The organism is Halorubrum sp. AD140 (genome assembly GCF_034497445.1).
Taxonomy (GTDB): Archaea; Halobacteriota; Halobacteria; order Halobacteriales; family Haloferacaceae; genus Halorubrum.
The window spans coordinates 50,448-69,062 of sequence record NZ_JAXRUU010000009.1; the positions used below are offsets into that span (position 1 = coordinate 50,448).

13 protein-coding genes are annotated in these 18,615 nt (G+C 51.6%); 8 read left to right on the forward strand and 5 right to left on the reverse strand.

Translation table 11 applies throughout. The features are described 5' to 3' along the window. Positions 1-415: 415 nt before the first annotated feature. Positions 416-1,702, forward strand: coding sequence for a hypothetical protein (locus tag U4E84_RS04045; protein ID WP_322530816.1), 1,287 nt, complete (start codon positions 416-418; stop codon positions 1,700-1,702). Between the two features lie 272 nt (positions 1,703-1,974). Here the strand turns inward: U4E84_RS04045 and U4E84_RS04050 are convergent, their stop codons facing one another. The 5 genes from U4E84_RS04050 to U4E84_RS04070 form a co-directional block, all read right to left on the reverse strand. Next, entirely contained in the window at positions 1,975-3,081 is a 1,107-nt protein-coding gene (locus U4E84_RS04050) for an O-antigen ligase family protein (RefSeq protein WP_322530817.1), read from the reverse strand. A gap of 134 nt (positions 3,082-3,215) precedes the next feature. Further along, a complete protein-coding gene (locus tag U4E84_RS04055; RefSeq protein WP_322530818.1) occupies positions 3,216-4,121 on the reverse strand; it encodes a glycosyltransferase family 2 protein in 906 nt (301 codons plus the stop codon). A gap of 141 nt (positions 4,122-4,262) precedes the next feature. Further along, entirely contained in the window at positions 4,263-5,399 is a 1,137-nt protein-coding gene (locus U4E84_RS04060) for a glycosyltransferase (RefSeq protein ID WP_322530819.1), read from the reverse strand. Then, the gene (locus U4E84_RS04065; RefSeq protein ID WP_322530820.1) at positions 5,389-6,168 is read right to left on the reverse strand and encodes a hypothetical protein; all 780 of its coding nucleotides are present in this window, start codon (positions 6,166-6,168) and stop codon (positions 5,389-5,391) included. The genes U4E84_RS04060 and U4E84_RS04065 overlap by 11 nt, the downstream gene beginning before the upstream one ends. Before the next feature lie 1,361 nt (positions 6,169-7,529). Further along, positions 7,530-8,633: a glycosyltransferase family 4 protein gene (locus U4E84_RS04070; RefSeq protein WP_322530821.1), complete on the reverse strand. Its 1,104-nt coding sequence runs from the start codon at positions 8,631-8,633 to the stop codon at positions 7,530-7,532. Positions 8,634-9,232: 599 nt separating this feature from the next. Here U4E84_RS04070 and U4E84_RS04075 point away from each other — a divergent pair. The 7 genes from U4E84_RS04075 to U4E84_RS04105 all read left to right on the forward strand — a co-directional run. Next, on the forward strand, positions 9,233-9,652 hold the full coding sequence (locus tag U4E84_RS04075; protein ID WP_322530822.1) for a hypothetical protein: 420 nt from the start codon (positions 9,233-9,235) through the stop codon (positions 9,650-9,652). Positions 9,653-9,676: 24 nt separating this feature from the next. Continuing rightward, positions 9,677-11,410 carry a hypothetical protein gene (locus U4E84_RS04080; RefSeq protein WP_322530823.1) on the forward strand — a complete coding sequence of 578 codons (1,734 nt, stop codon included), beginning with the start codon at positions 9,677-9,679 and terminating at the stop codon, positions 11,408-11,410. Further along, positions 11,407-12,273, forward strand: coding sequence for a hypothetical protein (locus U4E84_RS04085; RefSeq protein ID WP_345785494.1), 867 nt, complete (start codon positions 11,407-11,409; stop codon positions 12,271-12,273). Before U4E84_RS04080 ends, U4E84_RS04085 begins: the two co-directional genes overlap by 4 nt. Further along, the gene (locus U4E84_RS04090) at positions 12,266-13,375 is read left to right on the forward strand and encodes a hypothetical protein (protein ID WP_322530825.1); all 1,110 of its coding nucleotides are present in this window, start codon (positions 12,266-12,268) and stop codon (positions 13,373-13,375) included. Before U4E84_RS04085 ends, U4E84_RS04090 begins: the two co-directional genes overlap by 8 nt. A 2-nt stretch (positions 13,376-13,377) precedes the next feature. Then, positions 13,378-14,499 (forward strand): hypothetical protein, encoded by a 1,122-nt coding sequence (locus U4E84_RS04095; RefSeq protein ID WP_322530826.1) that lies wholly within the window; start codon positions 13,378-13,380, stop codon positions 14,497-14,499. Then, positions 14,483-16,573, forward strand: coding sequence for a transferase (locus tag U4E84_RS04100; protein ID WP_322530827.1), 2,091 nt, complete (start codon positions 14,483-14,485; stop codon positions 16,571-16,573). The genes U4E84_RS04095 and U4E84_RS04100 overlap by 17 nt, the downstream gene beginning before the upstream one ends. Positions 16,574-17,393: 820 nt before the next feature. Further along, positions 17,394-18,615, forward strand: a 1,222-nt coding sequence (locus tag U4E84_RS04105) for a hypothetical protein (protein WP_322530828.1), incomplete at its 3' end; no start/stop codon positions are given.

Consider the following 18,615-nt stretch of genomic DNA (forward strand, 5'->3'; position numbering starts at 1 on the left):
CGCAATCGTATACTTTGAAAATGCCATTGGCCTTTCTAATCTCGGTATTTCATTTTATTCCAGGCGATAATCAGAATACTGGCAGTCCCGGCAGATCTCGGGCTTCGCGGGGCCGTTGCAAAACAGGTCAGTGAAGGAAGCGATACGCCGAATAGACGAAAATCTTTTGTGTTTCTCTGAGAAAACATTCGTCCGATCACGCTCTCAACATTCAATATTTGCCGTCTAAAGCGTCTCAGTGTGCAGCTCTTGGTTGAGCAAAGACACCTAAAACCACGAACTGGGCACTTCTCAAACTTGCTTACCGTGACGGTTCCTCGTACAACGATATATCTAATTCATCACTATCACAATATCTTTGGCTATGACACCTCTATGTAGAGAGTATAAGTGCTTGAATATCTGACTGTTAAATATGAATACTAGCAAGGTTGGGTACCTAACATTAAACGAAAACCCTTGGTCTAATCTGTTAAGACGGCAAGTCATTGATGTCATCTCTGAATCCAATAAGCTTACAGACAGAGATATAATTTTCATATCGTTTCTACCGTTCTATGAGTTTGTTAGGAATAGGCAAAATATATCAAATTTAAGTAAAGAGCTTAAAAGAAGCAATATAAAATTTGTACCTATACCTCTCCCGTTCCCAATTCCGATCTACTCTATAAAAGAGGGTTGGAAAAACAACTGGAAATACGATTGGATACGCATGTCACTCGTTATTATATATACTGTCCCTATTCTGATAATCGTGAAACATATATATACTATCGGAACGTATCACTGTCGATCATATCCCATTTCTGTGTCTACGCTAATTACAAAGTATATTTGGAAAGATATTGAACTAATATTTGATCCTCGATCTGATTTTCCAGAGGAGAACATAACACGAGGAGACTGGTCTCGTACATCATGGAGTTATCAGATGTGGAAGACGTTTGAAAAAGAACTTTGCATTCATTCTGACTACGTTATTGCAATCTCTGATACGTATGTCCGTCATTTCAAGAAAATATATCCAGATGTAAATGTGAAAATAATACCCAATAATGTTAATACAGATGACTTTTCTCCCGACCAAGTTGATACTCTGTCTTTCAGGAAGGAGCATAATATCTGCGAGTCCACTACAATAATTTGCTATTCTGGGTCCATGTCTGAGAATTTATGGAATAACCCTGATGAATATGGTTGTGCAATCGAGAAGTTGTTACAATTAGAGCTTGAACTAAAATTTTTGTTTTTGATTCCCGCAAAATCAAACACTCTTTTACAAAGTACGCTGGAGAATTATGACATTTCAGACGGAGACTATCTAATTAAAAATCCGGACTTTGATCAAGTTCCTACAATGCTATCGTATGCAGACCTAGGTATATATATACTAGACAATAATTCAATAAGGATCGGTACTAAGTTCGTAGAGTATTGTTCAGTTGGACTTCCAACAGTTGTAAATCAGAACGTCAAGGGAGCTGCAGAGATTATTCGTAAACATGACCTCGGTGCTGAAATATCGATTGAATTTAATAGTACTGGAAAGTATTGCCCTGACAGGGAGCTATCAAATATTCATTCAGACCGAATCCATGACTTAATATCTAATAAATCTGAAATAGCCCAAAATTGTCAAGATTTTGCTGAAGAAAACTTTGACACATCTGTTGTAGCAGGAAAATACGTGGAAATATACTAGTAAAGTTCTTATGTAGAGGATTGTTGATGAACTTCCAGTAGTGTGCGCAAGCCACACCAGGCAAGGGCGACGCGATAGCTCGCGCTGCGAACAATTTCCCTGGCTTATATCCGTCGCGAACATCACATCAGAAAACATGTTGGAGCAGGTCTGAGTTGACCTTCCGCTGCGATCTATTACAACCCATACACATTGAGCAGAATCAGTCGTGTCGGAAACCTCTTTTACGATGTAGTTGTCATCTTGGACTCGACAGCGACAACTCAGTAGCATTAACGATCTTCGACAGAAGAGAATATAATGAAGAATAGAATATATGACCACACAACATGTGGAAACCCATGTCTGGAAATAGCTGTTTCTACTAATCCATAGATACACACTCCAACGAAAATAGCAAGTGCTATAGAAACTTGGTGACGTTTTACTCGAGAACCATTTGACATACCCTTGATTCCTGAAAATACTGAGACTACTATAACTATTATAAATAATATTAACCCTACTAATCCAAGCTCAGACATGACCGTTATATAATCGTTATGAGGACTAGATGCGGTTCGACTACTGTCATTTAATATTGCCTCACTGGCGATTCCTTGGCCGATCCCACTAATAGGATTCTGCTGGAAAGCCTCAAATAACACTACCCAAGTCACACCCCTGTGATTTAGGGATAGGGAACTGAGACGACTTATATCAAAGAAATAATAGACAATAATAACGGCCGAAGATAAGATAACAATAAAGTACATTAAATATAGAGATTTAGATTCTTTTTGTGAAACCAGGTACAGGACGATCACAGTTATGCTTGTGAACGTAGCTACCAGTCCTCCTCTGGAAAGAGTTAAAAATAAAGCAATCCACTGGAATACGATTCCTAAGACGACAATAAATTTATATCGATTGGTATTCCAGTATACATATATACTGGATGGCAGGGATACAAGTATTATTCTAGCAAGAATATTTGGATTGTAGAATAGTGAACCGATTCTTTGATTTGAACTCATAGTATTCTGTTGGAGTTCAAAAGATCCGATTGTTAGCGTGTGCCCATAGGAGCCCTGAATAGTTGTCCACTCTCCAAATATATACAGGATAACCCCATAAAGACAAATTAGAGTAGACAAAATAAACATAGTAAGAAGAAAATACCAGAATGTTTGACGTGGATTTTCATCTACAGAAATAACAACAAACATAATTAATGGAGTACTAAATGTGATCAAGGATCTTTGAATGCTCAATCCAGGAAAAGGCGACCAGGTGCTGCTAATTATGCTGTATATGAGTAATAAAAATAATATCAAAAATACGTAAATAGATTTGTGTGAAAACTGTAGTCTACCTTTATATACTGCTATCGCTGCCATTGGTAATAAAAGTAATACTGAAAATACATTTCTGAGAGGAATAATGTATTCGCCGGTGGTATATCTCATCATAGAAAATACAAATATTAGCATCACGGATGGTAACAATAATGAATATTTTCTGGCTCTGAGACTCACGAATATTTATCCTCCAGAAGATACATTCGCTTTGGAGAGGATCCTCTGATATAATCAAAGACCGCCAGCATGGTAGATGTTATTAGCTCCGAATTAAATGTAATTAACCATTGTATGAATCTGAAAATTCTAGAAAAAGTAAAGAATAGAATAAAGCAAATGTATTGATGTATCAGCAAATTATCACTCGCGAATATCAACCGATTACGAGTACTGTGATAGTAGCGAAATTTCCCGGCTCCTCCACTAGCTCCCTTCTCGTGGTATCCAATTGCATCTGGATTTATTAGCACATTCCATCCATTTTGTCTAGCTTTCCACGTGATCTCTATATCTTCCATGCCAAAAAAATAATTTTCATTTAGTAATCCATGAGATAATAAAAAATCACGAGAAAGAAGCATCATCGCTCCAGTAACAAATTCCGTTTGATATAAACCGTCTTCAGGTTTTGTATTATTACTGAACTTAACTAAGGTAGAACGAAAATCTCCGCCAGCTGTATATATTTTTCCATTTCTTTTGTACCTCAAAACGCCACCTACAATAGCAACGCGTTTACTACTTTCGGCAGCTCTAACAAGTTCTATAATTGTATTCTCCAATAATGTAGCATCATTATTTAAAATAAGAACATATTCCACCCCATCATTTAGTGCTTTTTTTATTCCCTTATTATTTCCCGCGGAAAATCCTACGTTTTCACTGTTGTATATAAATGTATGATTTTTAAACTCTTGCTCCAATTTATACGACGAGTCATCAGACGAGTTATTATCAACAACATATACTTCATAATTATCATACGATTGGTTTTTTAAAGAATTGAGACACTCTTTAGTGTCAGCGTAATTATTCCAATTAAGTATTATAATACCGACAGGGGGGGAGTCCGTTTTCATAGGATTATATGTACTATTGAAAACTAGCCACATAGAACCACTTAATTGTGTCGTTAGTTTCAAGAGAGAATTTGGTGTGGATGATCTGTAACTTTCCAATATATCACCATTTATAAAATTTTATGGCATAGAATATGCAGATTATCTAGCATCTGCATATAAGTATTCAAATTCTCTTACCATTTTCTCGGTTGTAAACTCTTTTTGAGCGTATATACTTGCTTCCTTACCAAGATTCCTACACAGATATGTGTTATCAAGTAAGTTTGTAATTTTTTGTGCTATATCCTTACTATCACGCGGACGCACAAACAGTCCTGTGACACAGTTCTCAATGAGTTCAGCGTTCCCATCAACAGGTGTCGCTACTATCGGGAGGCCAGCGATCATCGCTTCTATTAGTGCGCCGGGCAACCCTTCGAAGTGAGACGGGAAGACGAACACGTCCATCAAATCAAGCATATTCGGGACATCATCACGTTGACCTGCGAAGATCACGGATTCGCGACAATCAAGCTCCCTTGCTCTCGCTTCGAGACCTTCTTGTTCAGGCCCGTCACCGACGAGTAGTAGTTGCGCGTCGGGATGTGCATCAAGAACTGACGGCCACGCATCGAGAAGGTCATAATGACCCTTTCGCTCAACCAGCCTACCGACTGTTCCAATAACAGGGCGATTCCGATCGACTTGTAGCTCTTGACACACCTCCTCCGACGCTGATCCGGATAAGTAATTGTTTATTTGTCTCCCATTTCGGATGACCACCACTTTTTCCGGCTCTGCTCCTCGACTGACTACATATTCCCTCCCAGCCTGTGAATTTGAAACGATGTAATCTGAGAGTCTAAATGTGTATCTCTCGCTTACCCTTCGAAGTAGTGGCGGATCATTTGGAATAGCGCGTACCCCCGTTATTATGTTCGTCTTCGGTGTAACCAGTCCACTGAATCTCGCAAGCAAGTTGTCGTAATATAAAAACGATTGAACGATATGCGGTTCATGTCTTCTTACTTCTCTAACGAATCGTAACAGTGCTAGTAGATCGACTTTGCTGGACGCATTGAGTGTTCGATATTGAATTGGATCGGTGATCTCCTCAATCAATTCACCCTCGTTTTTGATAGTCCAAATTGTGATTGAGTAATCGGTCTCATCGAGATTACTAGCTAGGTCGAGCAGCGTTCTCTCGGCTCCTCCGACAGGAAGTTGGCCAATAAGAAACCAGATCTCAGTCCGTCCTTGTGGGTCCGTGTTGTGACCCGTTGTTTCACTCGACATTACTCACGACCGCTCTGAACTTACCGGCATCCGTTCGTGGGATCGAGTCAAGGGTTTGTACTTCTACATTAACATCCTTACCGACACGATCCCTAAGTTTTTTAATAGCGATCTGTGCCTGTTCGTCAGTGTATCCGTCGGCTGGAACGATCTGTAACACGAACTCGTCCACTGCCTCTTGGACGATTCGCGACTCGTCGACATTCTCCGTATATTTAAATATATTATAACTTAGCATCGGTACGCGTCGTCCGTCCTCCGTGACGACGACTTCATCCTGACGACCAATTATTTCCTTAATGATCTGCATCTCTCTCCCACACTCACACTCACGGTACGATGGCGGTCCACGAGCCATGTCTCCTATCCGATACCTAATAAGGGGCATCGCCCGATTGTTTAACGCGGTAAGCACGAGCTCACCAACTTCGCCTTCGGATACGGTCTCGCCGTTCTCGTCTAGTACCTCAACTATCCCGATCTCCGGGTTGACGTGCATTTGACCACTCGAACACTCCGTGACGATCGCGGCACTCTCAGTCGAACCATATTGATTGTACACCTTCGTTGAGAGTCCCTCTTCGATGATTTCCCTGTCTTCCTCGCGAAGCATTTCGGCCGTCGGGAAACAGGCCGGGATCTCAATATCCCGTCCGGTCTCGATCGCCCGTTGTGCACAGTACCGGATCGAGGAGGGATATCCGTCAATGAACTCCGGTTCGAACTCTTTGATCTGATCTAGATACTCGTCAACCGTTTCGTCGCCCAAGTGATAACTCGATAATAAGAGGCGGCTGTTCGCCCAGTCATGTCGTCCATACGGAGGTTCGGACTGATCAGCAGGAACGATCTTGTTGCCTGTGAACGATGCTCGCCTGTCCCCGTACCGGCAGCCGCCCCAACTCCAGAAGCGGTTCATTACCGCCCAGTATTTGATGTGTGACAGTTCGTCGTGATACGTCGTCTTCGGCGTTCCAGTCGTTCCGCTAGTGCTCAATGCGATACAATCGTCGGTTTCCACCTCAGACGAAATGAGCGAGTCGGGCTCTTGACGAAGCGTTTCGCTCTCCAATAACGGGAGGTGTTTCAACGCTTGTCGTGGGCTCGTCGCCGATCGTATCGGTTCAAGATTGAGATCACCGTAGTGCTCGGTCGTTTGCTTCGCATGGGTTGTGATGTCTTGGAGTTTGGTAAGTTGATCCTGTCTCCACTCCTCTGCGTTTTTCCATTGGTGTTGTCGGTACCGTCTACTGGTGGTTTCGAACCGTCGGTCATAGCGTGTTTGCCGGATATTGAGACCCAGCACAGAGATAGCAAGTGATTGTAAACGCGGCGGGAAAGTGTTGTAGATCTTACGATAAAACCAGTTGTTCTGGACCGACATCTACCCCTTAATGGGTCACTGGCCCTTATTATGGTTGCGACTTATCGAACCGCAGACAGCAGAATCGTTGGTTTAACACCTCGTAGTCACCATAACTCAAGCAAACTTAACGTGATCGCCTGTCTACATAACAATCTCCTAGTCATTATTAATGAACAGCCCTTTGTGAAAGCGTTGTAACTCTCAGGCATGAATGCGATTTAATTAGAGAATTCGGATTCAGTACAGTCCGACTTTTCGCATTTAGAAAATATGTATTCTGGACTGATCTCAAGATATTATTACAAGACGTTCGATATGGCACTATAGCATACTGAGATATCCAATCAGCTCCGTTTGTAGCCTCGGTGGCGGAACGAGTGTGTTTACCTCTCGCTGATCCGAATATGCAGGAAGGACTCATCTTATCGATATTCAGCAGGAAATTGATTCGTTCCAGACCGTACAGAAACTGCTCGTAATGGACTCGAAACAGCCAGCAACTACAAATTTATTTTTGGGTCCGAAATTGATATTCCTGTAAACGATTTATCTTATGATATTGTGTATGCTAGAAAGATTGGCGATCAAAATAAAAACGAGACCCATTATTGAGGGTTTGATTACCGCAAGGTCATCCAGATGGTGTCCGAACGGTATCCTTACGTTTATATTCAGTACTGTCAAAATCGATTACTTTGGTGGCTGAATCCTACCACCGTCATAGTTTGCTCAAAAGAACCGATCTCGTACAGTTCTGGATCGGATTAGAGCTCACGTAGCACTTCTACTGTTGTTCTAACAGTATCTTCCCACTTATATCGTAATCTCTCTTTTCGTGGCTTTATATTATCTCTCTCAGAGTCTCTAATTTGGCTCTGAATTGCCCTCAAGAAGGCTACTAGATCAGAGGACTGTACCGTATTGCCGTATCTTTCAACGATCGACGACACCTGCTCCAGATCGTTCACCACTACCCGCGTCCCGCTCGCCATCGCTTCTAATACCGTCCGTGGTACTCCCTCTGCTCGACTCGGCAACACCAGCACATCCCCGCTCCGGTACACCTTCGGCATCTCGTCGTAGGGCACATGTCCGAGGAACGTCACCGACTCCCCGATCCCCAACTCCGCCACCTGCGTTTCCAGATCTTCACGCAACCCACCCTCGCCACACAGGTACAGCTCCGCGTCCGGGTACTCCTCCAACACCTCAGCGAACGCCTCAACAGCCAACCACGGGCGCTTCCCATCCGTGAACCGCCCGACGAACAACACCACCGGTCCGTCGGCGTCGATCAGCTCGCTCTCTGGTCCCTCCGGCGTGAACCGCTCCATGTCGATCCCATTTGAAACGACCTCGATCTGTGAGGTCACGCCCAGCTTGCGCACCCGTTCTTTGTCCACCTCCGTGTAACAGAACACCACGTCCGCCTGATTGAACGTCCATCGCCCAAGCGTCTTGAGGTACAACGTAAACAACCGCTCAGGTGCGTTTTGACTATACAGCCCGTGGTTCGTGATCGCCAGCGGGATGTCCCCCAGTCGACGTTTCAGCGCCGCGAGGTTCGTCACAAAATAACAGTGTGAGTGCGCGTGGATCACATCGAAGTTCTCACGATCCGCGTGCCACAGATACCTCGCCACCGCGGGCGAGACGTCATTACCGAGGAGCGTCACGCCCGGCGACACTCGGAGTATGGTGTAGCCGTGCGTCTGCTCAACCCGCGGCAGTGATGGGTCCGCCCGCGTCGTGAGCACCGTCACGTCGTGACCCATCGCCGCCTGATCCCTCGACATGGCGTGGACGTGGTAGTCGCCGCCACCTTTTGTGTCTGGATAGATCCACGGCGCAACCCGGAGGATTCGCATTACACTGTCGTATTTGATGCTTACACACCAACGTTCCGGTTCATCGCACGTGGTGGCCGCACATCACAATAAGTTAGCCAGCAGGATACTCACCTACCGTCCCAGTAGGAATTACTTTTGACCGCGTTCAGACGGTAGTCCTGACACTCTACCGCAAAGGAGGCAGAGAGAGCAGTCTCCTTTTCACCGGAGGTATGTTGGTTACTCCACTCTCTGTTTATTTTTCAAAAGAGTAGTGTTCCAATCTCAAGGATAAATCAGAAAAATATTTAATATGGTGTGTGAGTATGTGGCAATTATGTGCTAGTAAATAACTAGCACATATCCGCCCCGAACGCATGCCCACGCGATCAACCACCTCCAATCCTGGTGCGCACGGGATCCAGCCTCGAACCGTCCCCCAGGATAGAGCTGCTCACTATCACTGCGAGAGTTGTGAGGGAGTCGTCCGAGCGCCGGCCCTTCTTGGGGTGCTCGTAAACGGGACCGCACAGCTGATTAGAGTGATGGCGAGCTCACCCGAGAGAGAGATCGCGGAATGCTCGCCGTCATCCATTACCGTCAGTAACCGACTGGCGATACCACTCCCGAAACCTCCAATGTCATCAGAAACATCTCCATCCAATACCGACGATCGAACCGATCATCAATCACGGCTGTCTCGTACACTCTCACGACAAGCCGCCATCACTATGGTCTTCCTCAGCGTGATCGCCGTCGAACCCGTCGCAGCACAGGAGAACGCCGTCTGTAGCGCAGATAATCTCCCGAGCATGATTGAGGGATTCTTCCAGCTGACCACGGCGCTTGGCATTGTCGGGCTCGCAATCGTCTGGCAGGCAGACTCACTCATCGAGATGTTCACGCTCCAACCAGAACAAAAGCGGGGACTCAAACAGCACAAACGCTCGGCGATGAAGTCTGCGGTCATCCTCGTCGTCCTCGGCCCGCTGTACACAGTCGCCGGATCGATGATGGAACTGCCGCTGGCAGAGTGTGTCGATCTCGTTCCCTGGTGACCACACGAGTCTATCAGACGCCCCATGTCCCTCCACGCACACTCCGTGTTCCTGGTCGGGTTGCTCACAGTGAGTTTCGCCACTGGTCTCGTCACCGCCGACCCACCACGTCCGGGGACGGAAGACAACGGCCTCACAGAAAACGAGTCAGCCACACTGTGGTCGCGTGATGCAGACAACTACATCAGCCAAGCGGAGTACCGCCAGCGACACGGAGAGAACCGCTCTGCGGTCCACCAAGTCGCGAACGGGACGGACGTGACGTTCAAACGCCCACCAGACACGGCAGCAACGTGGACGCGAAACGACTTCGAGGACCTCGATGCCGGCGACGCAGAGACGGCTGTTCATCCTCCCCATGCCAACCGCACGGACGGGGCCTTCATTGCTGATGCCCACGCCACCATCTTCGCGGTCCAGCCCTCAACACGCGGCCATCTCGAAGCCGGTGAAACTCCACTGTACATCGCACCGAATGGAACGCTGCGAGGACTCATTGACTATCGGGTGCGGGTCCCGAACGGCACGACCACTGCCAACACAACCACGGAGTGGGCACTCGTAGAACACGAGATTGACTCCGTCCGAGTCAAGAAAGATGGTGAAACCATCACCGAGCGTGCGGGGACGCACACCCCGGCACTCGACTACCAGATCGACGACGACTGGAGTGTGAACCTCACGCTCGAAGCCGACATCAGCGTTCGACTGAAACAGACGACGCAGGATGTCTCCAGCGACCAGTCTGTAACCAACACCACCTACCACACAGAGTCACACACGGTCACGGATTCAATCGATGTCGAGATCTACGATCTCTCGGCAGACATCTACGAGGCCGACTATCCAAATGGGGACGATGGCGTGGCAATCTTCCAGTCTCGGCCGTGGCAGGGATACACCCTCTCAGAAGATGGCGACACACGAGTGCGTGGTGTCTGGCGGTTCTACACGGCACGAAACCCCAACTGGGACACGCTCGTTCGATCGAATCAGACGGCGAGCACCTCCGTGGAATCGGACGCCATTCCCGTGTACGTACACGCCTATCCGTCGCGTATCGGGCCACGTACCGAGCCGGTTCGAGACGGCCCCGAATTCATCGAAACGTGGGGTGCAGAGCGTTCCTCACCTGTCACGACCATCGGCGAGAACATCAACATCGACATCGTCACCCAATCGTACACGACGACGTACGGCGTCGCGGTTCGAGCAGAGACTGTCGACCGTGGAGCGCTCCAGGTTGACGGAATCGTTCGCGGCGTAAACGCCTCTATCGTCGAACCAGATGATGGCTTCGAGCGAGAACTCCGGCGCAGTACCCTCTCAGTGGAGATTCTCGAGCAGAACCAATCAGCCGCGACCGTCAGGATCGAGCTGCGGGACAATCAGACCAGCGCGCCCATCACCCTCGATAACAGTCGGCAGTCTCCGATTGGTGGGCACACTCGGACCGGATACATCACTATTGACGATCAGCGCGTTGAGACGAATGACTCCGGTGTGGCACACGTGACGATCGAGGAACCAGGGATCTACACGGCCCGCTACCAGCCAGGGTCGTGGCTCAGCCAGAGCCCCGCGTACATGAGCGATTCTGCGACCGTCCGCTGGCATCCACTCGGGACGATTGACGGCTGGTTTGAGCTTGTGTTCGAAGTCGGCTGGCAGCTCCTACCGTTTGTCGTGATGTTCTACGCCGGCACGCGACTTCTGCGGCTGCTTGGCCCAGAAGACATCTTCCAAGAAAAACCATGACTCAAAATAACCCTCATCTCAGGAGACGGACCGCCCTCCGAACAGTCGCAGGTGCCGCGCTGATGAACGTGGCTGGGTGCCTAGGTGGTAATGGAAGCAAGACTCCAGACGGAAGCGACAGCCCGTCCAACGGGTCAAGGGTTTTCCAGGAGATAGTTGTTGACGGAACAACACTCGTGGTTGAATTTGGATCAGATTCAGAGCTTGACCAAATTAATCTCGTACAACCGAACGGGGAACTGCTCAGTCAGCAGGAAGTGGCTACAGGCTCAGAGCAGGTATCCTTCGACCTTGGAACAACTTATGAGCCAGGTGAGTACGAGGTGTTTGCTCTTAGAGGTGAGGAAGAAATTGGGGAGGACACGGTAACTGTCGAGCCAGATCTCCAGATCGTGAGGATGGGAATAGGCAGAAACCAACCTGAGGAGATGTGGAACGGTCCGGTCGACGAGATTGAGGAAGAAGCGTTCGTAACCCTCGAAAACCAAGGATCTGGTCCCGACAGAGTTACAAAACTGCTCTTTACTGGTGATGTGCCTTATCCGGCTGATGAAGAGGGGACGAATTATGTGGATGATGACAGTGTAAGTGGCATCTATGATCCTGACTCCGATTCAGAAGTTGAACAGGTCATAATCGATCCCGAAGAACGCATTACGATATACAGTTCGCGTTCACCCTTCGCATTCGTTCCCGGAGCAGGAACGTCCTGTTCGGAGGAGTCCAAGACTGGTGAGTTCGAGCTCATCCTCGAAGCTCGAATTGGAGAAGGTCGAATCACCAAAACATACAGTATCCAATATTCAGCGTCCCAAGAGTCCGACAACTGCGAGATATCCATCAGAGAGGGTAACAATGGTTGACCTCATTGACGTCGTTCTGGAGGGTTTCAAAGAGATCGTGGATTGGGTAATCAGCCTCTTCATGGACGGCCTAGAGTCTGGTTACGAGGCCCTCTCCGAGGAGATGTTCGGGACACCTACACCAGAGACAGATGGTACATTTGTCTTCGGGGACCCTACTAACGCTCTCTGGCCTGCGATTCAGGATGCACTAATCGGTGGTGAGATCATGTTGATTTCGCTACTTCTCCTCGTGATGTGCGTCCAAGGCCGCCACACTATCCGGATCTTCAATATCGGAAGCGCTTACGAGGCCAGACGCACCAAAAAAACTGCCTGGGTCGGCGCATTCTTAATTGTCATTTGGTACTGGATAAGTATTCTCGGCCTCTACATCGTAGATGGGTTTACCATTGCCTTAATACCGAGTCTTAGCTCTCTGGGTGATGCGATGCTCAACTTCCTAGAGGTATCGCTCACTAACCCCGGGCTTTCACTCGTTTTTGCTCTCATAGGTGGCCTCTCGATGTGGGCGTTGGAAGCGCTCTACTATATCCGCGAGATCCTGCTATACGTCTACGTATATGGGATGCCGATCGCATTCGCTCTTGTATATGGAAACATCCCCGTCCTCTCAGATATCGCATTGGGGTTCAGTAAGAGGTTCGTGCCATTGGCCGTCCTGCCTCTCCCAGCAGCAATAGTGTTCAAAGGATACGACCTTCTGTACTCTCAGAACGAACTCTCTCCAAGTAGCCCATTCTTGCGGTATCTGGTCGCCGTGTCACTCCCGGCAGTAGCTCTCTATGTCACGTGGAAGACGTTCAAATACGCGACGCCGCTGACGGCGAAAGTCCTCGGTGGCGCGACGAAAGGGGTCGCTCTCATCGGAGGTGTGGCTGCTGGCGCCTACGTCGGCGGCGCCGGCGTTGCGACGACTGCCGCGCGATGGGGGCCGAAAGCCGCCGCGGGGCACGTGGTCGCACAGAAGACAGCAGCCCGAGCGGGACACGGCGCCGACGACTCCCCGTCATACCGCCGCACGGAAAATGATCCGACTACCACCGCGACAGACTCACCGGACGATGCCCGCGGGATGGAGTTTGATCGGGGGATCCACTGACGATGGCACTCGATCCAGACGCGGCCGCCCGTCGTATCATGGACCAGTTCGGCGAAGCGAGCCATATCCCCTACCTCAACATCGAGGAAGGCGACGTGGGCGTGCTCATCGCCTTCCCGATCGCTGGCCTCTTGCTAGCCGGCGTCACCAGGGTCGAATCGCTCGCGCTCCCGTTCGTCGCTGGAGGTGTCGGTCTTGGTGCCGCACTCGTCTATGTGTCGCCGGCTCATCTCTCCGCGTGGGCGTGGACGAAGGATGTCTCACGATACGCGATGCGACCCCGAGTCACGTTCAACGCACCCGCTGACCCCGCCAACCGTACGAACGAGACAGTGCGGAACGAGGGTGGCCTCGTGAACTACACGCCGTTCACACCCGATGAACGGACCCAGGATCTCACCAACATCGAGCGGGCGTGGCCGGGCGCTGGCGCAATTCAGCGTGCCGACGGGACGATGGAGGCGTTCATCGAAATCGATCCCGACAACATGGACTTCGCGATGTCCGACGACTGGGCCCAGCTCCAGGATGCCGGCGAAGAGTTCGCCAACAAAGAACTCGACTCGAAGCTCAAACTCCACGCCACAACCCGCTCATTTCCGGTGGAACAGATCGTCGAGAACATCGAGGATCGCCTGAACGACGAGGACGTCAAAGTAAAGCCGATCTTCAAAGATCTCCTCGAAGAGTACCGGGAGACCCGGCCGAAGGAGATGCGCGAGCGCGGCATCCAGCAGGTGCGGTATTACCTTGGGGTCCAGGTCACGCCGCTCGAGGTGTATGACCGCTTCCGCGATGAGGGCACACCCGTTGAGAAGCTCACCCAATTCCCCGTCATCGGCTTTCTGTTCAACCCCTTTGTAACTCGTCGCGAGGACCTCACCGACGTCGAGCGTCGTGCCCAAATGTTCGACAAGCTGGACAGTCGGCTCACCGACGTGCGCTCGGAATTCATCCAGCAGGCGTCTGGGTGGTCCGCTCGGCGACTCAGCACAGTTGAGCTGTTCGTGTTAAATATGGACTTCTGGAACGGCCGCGAACACGAGTACGAGGACGCAGAAAGCGTCGTTCGGCAACAACCCATCATCGGCCATTCGCGCCGGGAAGATGTCCACGATGCGTAATCCTGTTCTCCAGACGGGTGGCAGTGCCGTCGACCAGCTCACCGAGTGGCTCTCGAATCCAACCTCAGCTGAAGGAGCGGCCCTCTACATTCTGCTCGCGGTACTGGTCGGGATCGGCGGGAAACTCCTCTGGGACTGGTACACCGAAGACGACGAGGAAGAGGTGAAGTTCTCGGATCTGCTCGACGATGAGACCATCGAACAGGGCGCCGCCGAACGCCAGCTTCTCGACGACATCGCCGAGTCGCACAAGACAGTGACGGCGCCGGCGGCGATCGAGTGGGAAACGCGGGCCGCGCGTGTCGGTGAGCAGTGGACGACGACGCTGTACATTGCTGATTACCCAGATTATCCCAACGACGGCTACCTCTCCGAGCTCTTTGAGCTGACCGACGTCCAGTTCGACCTGACAGCTCACATCACCCCCAAAAATCAGGAGCGGGCCCGAAACGAACTGCAGGACATCGCTGATGACCTCCAGGTCGACGCTGACCTCGAACAGAGCGTCCGAAGTGCCTATCTCCAGGAACGCGCCAACGAGGCCGCAGCGACGTACACGGCGGTCGAGAACGGCGCGAACGTCTTCGACCAGGGGCTGTTCATCACGGTCCGGGCCGACGAGAAAGACGAACTCAGAGACGCCGTCCAGACAGTCAAGAGTGCGCTCCGCGACGACCCGGCAAACCTCACGCCCAAGACCGCGATCTGTCGGCAGGATCTCGCCCTCCAGTCGGCCGCACCCATCGGCGACAACGAGTTCGGTCGCACGTCGATTGCACTGGGCGGCGCCGTAGGCGCGTTTCTCTCCTCGCCGCACAACGCGACGATCCTCGAAGAGGGTGGCGTGGAGTTCGGAATTCACAAGGACAACCGGAGCCCGGTGGTCATCGACCCGTTCGCCCGGGATAACGGCTACGCGATGTTCACCGTCGGCGACACGGGATCGGGGAAGTCGTTCAGTTCGAAACAGAACTTTATCCGCTCCATCGAGCAGAGCAATGATCGCATCGGCATCATCCTCGAGCCCTTGAACAACTGGGCCGGCGTCGCCGAAGCACTCGACGCCAAACGTATCACGGTCGGTGGGACGCTCGGCCTGAATCCCCTGGAGATTCGGGAAACCCCGGAGCACGTCCAGCGGGCGATGGGTGAGGACGCGAGCCCGTTCAACGAGAAGCTCGACGACGCGATGAGTTTCCTCACGAACTTCTTCGCGCTCCGTGGCATCTCCCTCGGCGACCGGCGGACGACGCTAGAACTCGGGCTCAAGCGCGCCTACAAGCGCCAGGGGATTACGGACGATATCTCGACGCATAGCGATCCCAGCCCGACCATTCGAGACATGATGGACGTCTTCGAGGCCATGATCGACGACCCCGAGGAATTCGTCGTGCGGTCCGACGAGGAGACCGGGAAGATCAAAGAAGACGCGACGTGGCTGCTCGACCAGCTTCGCCCCTTTGAGGAGGGAGGTAGGCACGCCAATCTCGGCCAGTCATCTGATTTCGACATCCGGGACGAGAAGGTGATCTACCTCGATCTCGCCCAGCAGGAGGGCAGCGTCGATAGTAGTACTGCGCTGACGATGCAGCTGCTGATCTCGCTGGTGTACGAGCGGGCGAAGGTCTCGGAGAAGGAGGTCGTATTCTACATCGACGAAGCGCGGTACATCATGCAGGACGCCGCGAGCTTAGCGTTCCTCGAAACCGTGTTCCGCCACCATCGCCACCACGATCTCTCGATCCGGCTGGTCACGCAGACCGTTGACGAGTTCTTCGAACACGCTGAAAGCGAGGCGATCCTGGATCAGTGTGCAGTCAAGCAGTTCCACCGACTGGATGGGATGGACAAGGAATGGGCCGCCGAGTTCGGGCTGAACTACGCACAGATGCGGTTCGTGCAGGACGCCGTTCCCGGCAATGAGGATACAGGCTTTGCCGAGGCGCTGGTTGGCGTCGATGGTGAGTGGCGCGGTATTCAGGTACAAGCGATGCCCAAAGAGAAACAGGTGATCGACTTTGATCCATCCGTCCAGGAACGATCGTCGCTTCCAGGCACCGGTAAGAACCATTGATTCAAAAATACAACAGGGGAAGAAGTTGATGTTCCAGCCTGATCCTCTTCTTCTCTCAATCAGTACTGAGGAGCTCATTCCACCGCTTACGGAGGCGACACAGGCACTTGGCCGACTTCACGGTTTAATAGCTGATAGCGGTACGGATCAGCCCGCGGTGTTTCAGACAGTCGTCCCACCGCAAGTAACGGTTTGAGAACGCGTGAAACGATGGGGGCGTCGCCCCAATCCAGATCGAGCACATAACAGCTCCACACTAGGCCGCTAACGATCCGTATCGCGGCCGGGACAACGCGCCGCTGAGACGGTGGTGTGACGTCGACGCCGACCCAGCACGGACACAGTGTCTCCCCCCAGAACGATATCGATCGCTGATACGCGTATCCAGAACCGGCCGATCAGCCCCGAACCGATGGGGGTGATACCACGAAACCCAACGTGATAGATAGCCGAGTAGTCAACATCGCCTCGAGAGGGAACCGATCCAGCGTCGACAGGGCCGGCGAGTGAACAGCGGTGCCGTCCGGTGATCGAGCCCTCGTCTGACTGTACAGTCGTTCGTGAGACAGCGCTCGCTGAGCGGGTACAGCGCCCTGCAGGGATGACCCAGTTGTGTCACCCGTTGAAGACGTATCTATTCCGGATGGATCCCTCGCGTGAAACTTCCTGGACGGTGACTAGCGCTGCGATCTCGTGAGCGACACCACGCAGGGAGATTGGGATACGTGGCCCACGTGAGGAGACAAATTCCTTACAAACGATCCATAGTTTCTGGCGATATTTATTTGCCAATTCCGTGCGAATAACTTGCATACTACCGATGGAACTCCCGCCAACCGCCGACGCCCTCCCAGAGCCACTCGTCGAACGTACCCAGTGGGTGTGCTGGCGCACCCAACAGCGAGAGGATAAACAGACGAAAGTCCCGATCATCCCCGGTACCACGCAGTTTGCGTCGACGACCGACCCAGACACGTGGCGATCCTTTCAGACGGCTCGAGAGGCGGTGACGTCGACGCCCGTTGACGGATTAGGATTCGTGTTCTCCTCGGATGATCCCCTCATCGGCGTCGATCTCGATGACTGCCGAGACCCCGACACCGGCGAGCCGACTAGGTGGGCCAGCCAGATTATCAGCCACCTCGACTCGTACACTGAGGTGAGCCCCTCCGGAACCGGGTATCACGTGCTCGTGACGGGGACGCTGCCAGATGGGCGGAATCGCTCCGGCGATCTCGAGGTGTATGATCGATCGCGGTTTTTCACCGTGACCGGCGCACACGTCGCCGAGACGCCGATGGAAGTAGCCGAGCGGACGACAGCGATCGCGTCACTCCATGCCGAGGAAGTCGCAGCGACGTCGACCACCAACGTGTCTAAGACCGACCCGGATCAGTCCTCTGCCGAGGCGCCCTCACGTGACACACAGCGTGCCACCGGCGCGGAGACGCTCGCAGATGCGGATCTGCTCAAACGCGCGAAAAACGCCGCCAACGGTGCGAAGTTCAGCCGGTTGTGGGGTGGCGACACGAGCGGGTACGAGAGCCACTCGGAGGCGGATATGGCGCTGTGTCGACTCCTCGCGTTCTGGACGGGCTGTGACCACAGCCGGATGGATCGACTCTTTCGGCAGTCGGGGTTAGCTCGTGACAAGTGGGATGACGTCCACTTTGCTGACGGCAGCACCTACGGCGAGAAGACACTCGAGCGAGCGATCGCGCGGACAGACGACGTGTACACGCCACCCGAGACACCGACATCGGTATCGACGTCGAGCAGCCAGTCGGACGGGCCTGCCGCTAAGAATGACACCGCACCACCAGCGGCCACGGCTGACGCCGACGCCACACCGCAGAGGTCGACGGCAGACGCTGACTCCTCGACAGTCAACCCACCCGCATCGCCCTCGGACAGCGACGCCTCAGCAGCGAGCTCAGAGACGGATGATCCATTCGCCCCCTCACGAGGAGCCCACCTCCAGGATGAGACCGATCCGCTCGCCCAGATTGAGGACCTGACCACCCGGGTTGAGGCGCTCATTG

What these genes read in the sequence shown, in the direction of transcription:
- U4E84_RS04045 (WP_322530816.1), top strand. Translation starts at nt 416, where the DNA reads ATGAATACTAGCAAGGTTGGGTACCTAACATTAAACGAAAACCCTTGG.
- U4E84_RS04050 (WP_322530817.1), bottom strand. Translation starts at nt 3,081, where the DNA reads ATGGCAGCGATAGCAGTATATAAAGGTAGACTACAGTTTTCACACAAA.
- U4E84_RS04055 (WP_322530818.1), bottom strand. Translation starts at nt 4,121, where the DNA reads ATGAAAACGGACTCCCCCCCTGTCGGTATTATAATACTTAATTGGAAT.
- U4E84_RS04060 (WP_322530819.1), bottom strand. Translation starts at nt 5,399, where the DNA reads ATGTCGAGTGAAACAACGGGTCACAACACGGACCCACAAGGACGGACT.
- U4E84_RS04070 (WP_322530821.1), bottom strand. Translation starts at nt 8,633, where the DNA reads ATGCGAATCCTCCGGGTTGCGCCGTGGATCTATCCAGACACAAAAGGT.
- U4E84_RS04075 (WP_322530822.1), top strand. Translation starts at nt 9,233, where the DNA reads ATGTCATCAGAAACATCTCCATCCAATACCGACGATCGAACCGATCAT.
- U4E84_RS04080 (WP_322530823.1), top strand. Translation starts at nt 9,677, where the DNA reads ATGTCCCTCCACGCACACTCCGTGTTCCTGGTCGGGTTGCTCACAGTG.
- U4E84_RS04085 (WP_345785494.1), top strand. Translation starts at nt 11,407, where the DNA reads ATGACTCAAAATAACCCTCATCTCAGGAGACGGACCGCCCTCCGAACA.
- U4E84_RS04090 (WP_322530825.1), top strand. Translation starts at nt 12,266, where the DNA reads ATGGTTGACCTCATTGACGTCGTTCTGGAGGGTTTCAAAGAGATCGTG.
- U4E84_RS04095 (WP_322530826.1), top strand. Translation starts at nt 13,378, where the DNA reads ATGGCACTCGATCCAGACGCGGCCGCCCGTCGTATCATGGACCAGTTC.
- U4E84_RS04100 (WP_322530827.1), top strand. Translation starts at nt 14,483, where the DNA reads ATGTCCACGATGCGTAATCCTGTTCTCCAGACGGGTGGCAGTGCCGTC.